Below are 3,077 nucleotides of genomic sequence, written 5' to 3' on the forward strand. Positions count from 1 at the left end.
GCAGCATCAGGTCGGAGAAGACCCCGTCGCGCTCCGGTATGTGGCGCGGGAAGCCGAAGCCGCCGGACTCCTCGCCGCCCACGAGCACGCCCGGGGCCTTCATCGCGGGGCTTATGTACTTGAAGCCTACGGGCACGGTGTCGAGTCTCGTGTCATACTTTTCGCATATGCGATTGAGCATCATCGTGGTGGAGATCGATTTGATGACCTTGCCGTGCCAGCCCTTGTCCTCGAGCGCGTGGAGGAGGAGCAGCGAGAAGACCTCGTGAGTGGTGACGAAGTTTCCCTTCTCGTCCACCGCTCCGGCGCGGTCGGCGTCGCCGTCGGTGAGCAGCCCGCAGGAGTAGTCGCCCGACCTCACGCGCTCCATGAGCTCGTTCGCGTGCGGAGGTATCGGCTCGGGGTTGAGCCCGCCGAAGTTCGTGTCCGCCGCGTTGTGGATCTCCTCGGCCATGCCGCCCAGTATGCGGGGGAAGAAACCGGTGCCCGAGCCGAAGAGAGGATCGACCAGCACCTTCTTCATCCCCGATCCCTTGATCTTCTTCACGTCGAAATTCGCGACGATCGCGCTTAAGTATTCGCCGTACGGATCAAAGGTCGTGAACTTCGGGTTGCCCTCTATCTTCGCGATCTTCGGTTTTTTGCCTGCCGCGTCATTGGCGACGATCTTCGCCTCGATGGGCGCGAGATACTCGGCGCACGCCGCGCCGCCGTAGCTCTCCTTGAACTTGATGCCGTTCCACTTGGGCGGGTTGTGGCTGGCCGTGATCATTACGCCCGCCGCGCAGCCCTTGTACTTCACGTACCATGAGACCGCGGGGGTGGGGCAGAAGGTCTCGGAGAGGACCGTCTCGATGCCGTTGCCTAGCAGGATCTCGGCCGCCTGCCGCGCCGCTTCCGGCGAGCGGTTGCGGCGATCGTATCCTATCATCACCGGTTTGCCCGCGTCGGGAAGGGTGGGATAGACGTCGCAGAATGCCTGTATGACCTTGCCTATGTTTTCAGGGATGAAATCTTCTCCGACCACCGCCCTCCAGCCGTCTGTCCCGAATTTGATCTTGGTCATCTATCCTCCGTTGACCCGCCACCCGACGAGCTCCCTGGTCTTCCTCATGGTGAGGAGCATGTTGCCATGGTCCGCGTTGCCGAGCCACGCGATGTCCTCGGCGGTCCCGTGGCTTGGGGAGGTGCGCATGTAAGGCAGCCCCAGCGTCATGTTGATGCACTGCTCCCGGCAGATTAGCTTCACCGGTATGAGCCCCTGGTCGTGGTACATCGCGACTATGGCGTCGTAGTCGAATTCGGACATCTTCTTGAAGATGCCGTCGGCAGGCATGGGGCCCACGCAGTTGACCCCTTCCTTCTGCGCTGCGACGATGGCCGGGAGGATGACGCGTTCCTCCTCGTGGCCTATGGAGCCCACCTCGCCGGCGTGCGGGTTGAGGGCCATGACCGCGATGCGCGCGTCCGGGCATGCGAAGTGCTGTTCGAGCGCCTCATGCGTGCGCTTTATCGTTGCGAGCACGCGCTCCTTGGTTATGTGGCTTGAGACCTCTTTGATAGGCAGGTGCATCGTCACGAGCGAGACGCAGAGCCGGTTCGCGAGCCTGAGCCCGTGACAGAGCTCGGGCGCGTTCTCCGAGAAGAACATCATCACCACCTCGCGCACGCCCGCCTTCTTCGCGAGGTATTCGGTGTGGCCCAGAAAACCCGGGACGATGTTCTGGAGCCTGTGCTTGTTGACCGGGCCGGTGACGATGGCCGATATGTTGCCCGCGGTCACGTCCTCGATCGCGGCGTCGATAGCGGAGAGAGCCATGCGCGCGGCCTCCGGATCGGAGAGGCTGCCCATCTCCTCGGAGGTGCTGGATGTCGTGACGAAGTGCTTGGGATCGATCGAGTCGCCGGCGAGCTCGGCCGCGGCGTCCATCGCGGCGCGGTCGCCGTAGATGCGGAAGTGGTCGCGCTCCTCCGGCGAGAGGTCCTTCCATGCCTTGGCGATCACCTCGGGGCCGACGCCCCTCGGATCGCCCATCGTTATGCCGATGATCTGCTTCATATCACATGATCTCGATGTACGCTTTGCTGCGCTCCCTCTGAAGGTACGAGCGCAGAGTCTCCTGGATCTTCTCGTCGTAGAGCGCCGAGTAGATGTCGTCGCGCAGCTTTTCGAAGTCCGATCCGGACAGCTCGGGGAGGGCGATCACCTTCACGATGACGAGCCCCTTGTCCGTGGCCACCGGGGTGGATACCTCGCCGGGCTTCAGCGCCTTGACGGCCAGCGCGACCGATTCGGGCAGGTCCTTCAAATTCACCATGCCCAGGTCCCCGCCGTTCTCGGCGTTGGCGCCTTTTGAGTGCTTGCGCGCAAGCTCCTTGAAGTCTGCGCCGCGCCTGGCGCGGTTGGCTATGTCGAAGGCCTCGTCCTTGAACGCCTCGACCTCCGCCTGGCTCTGGAAATTCTCGAACGGCAGGAATATCTGCGCGATCTGAGCGCGCACCCCTCCGCGGAAGCGCTCCTGGTTCTGCGAGTAGTAATCGCGCAGGTCCTGGTCCGTGATCTTGACCTGCGGGCCTATGACCTGGTTCACGAATTTGACGCGCTTGATCTGGGCCTCGATCTGCTTCTTGTAGTCCTCCCAGGTCATGCCCTTCGAGGCTATCTCCGAGCGGAGCTGGTCGATCGTCATCCCGTTCTGGTGGAGCACGCCCGCGACGGCGCGCGCGACGTCGTCATCGGTCACCTCGGTCTCCGCTTTGACGAGCAGCTGGCTCATCAGCTTCTCGTCGATGAGTTCGTCTATGGCTTTTTGCCGCGCCATCGGGTCGGTCGTTTTGGCTCCGCCGCGGCCCTTCGCCTGCATGGCCTGGTCGAGCTGGCGCTGGGTGATCACGTCATCGCCCACCACGGCGACGACGCCGTTTACGAGCTCGGCGTAGGCAAGGCGGGGGAATGCGCATGCCAAGGCGGCAAGGAGCACGCAGGATGTCGTACATATGACAATGCTAACCTTCAAGGCGAACCTCCTTAAGTGCCTCTTCGTGAATCATGATCTTCGCGCCCGCCATCAGATTCT

The 3,077-nt window shown here is 62.7% G+C and carries 3 protein-coding genes; all 3 read right to left on the reverse strand.

The window, feature by feature from the left end:
- The coding region (locus WC683_20420) for a phosphoglucomutase/phosphomannomutase family protein (GenBank protein MFA4974976.1) at window positions 1-1,066 on the reverse strand (1,066 nt) is incomplete at its 3' end.
- A complete protein-coding gene (gene pdxA / locus WC683_20425; GenBank protein ID MFA4974977.1) occupies window positions 1,067-2,059 on the reverse strand; it encodes a 4-hydroxythreonine-4-phosphate dehydrogenase PdxA in 993 nt (330 codons plus the stop codon).
- 1 nt (window position 2,060) lies between these two features.
- Complete coding sequence (locus tag WC683_20430; GenBank protein ID MFA4974978.1) at window positions 2,061-3,017, reverse strand: peptidylprolyl isomerase; 957 nt, start codon at window positions 3,015-3,017, stop codon at window positions 2,061-2,063.
- Between the last annotated feature and the right edge of the window lie 60 nt (window positions 3,018-3,077).

It is taken from the genome of bacterium, assembly GCA_041648665.1.
Lineage (GTDB): Bacteria > UBA10199 > UBA10199 > 2-02-FULL-44-16 > JAAZCA01 > JAFGMW01.

Excerpts from the sequence above, each read along its gene's own strand:
- pdxA (MFA4974977.1), bottom strand. The coding sequence starts at position 2,059 with ATGAAGCAGATCATCGGCATAACGATGGGCGATCCGAGGGGCGTCGGC.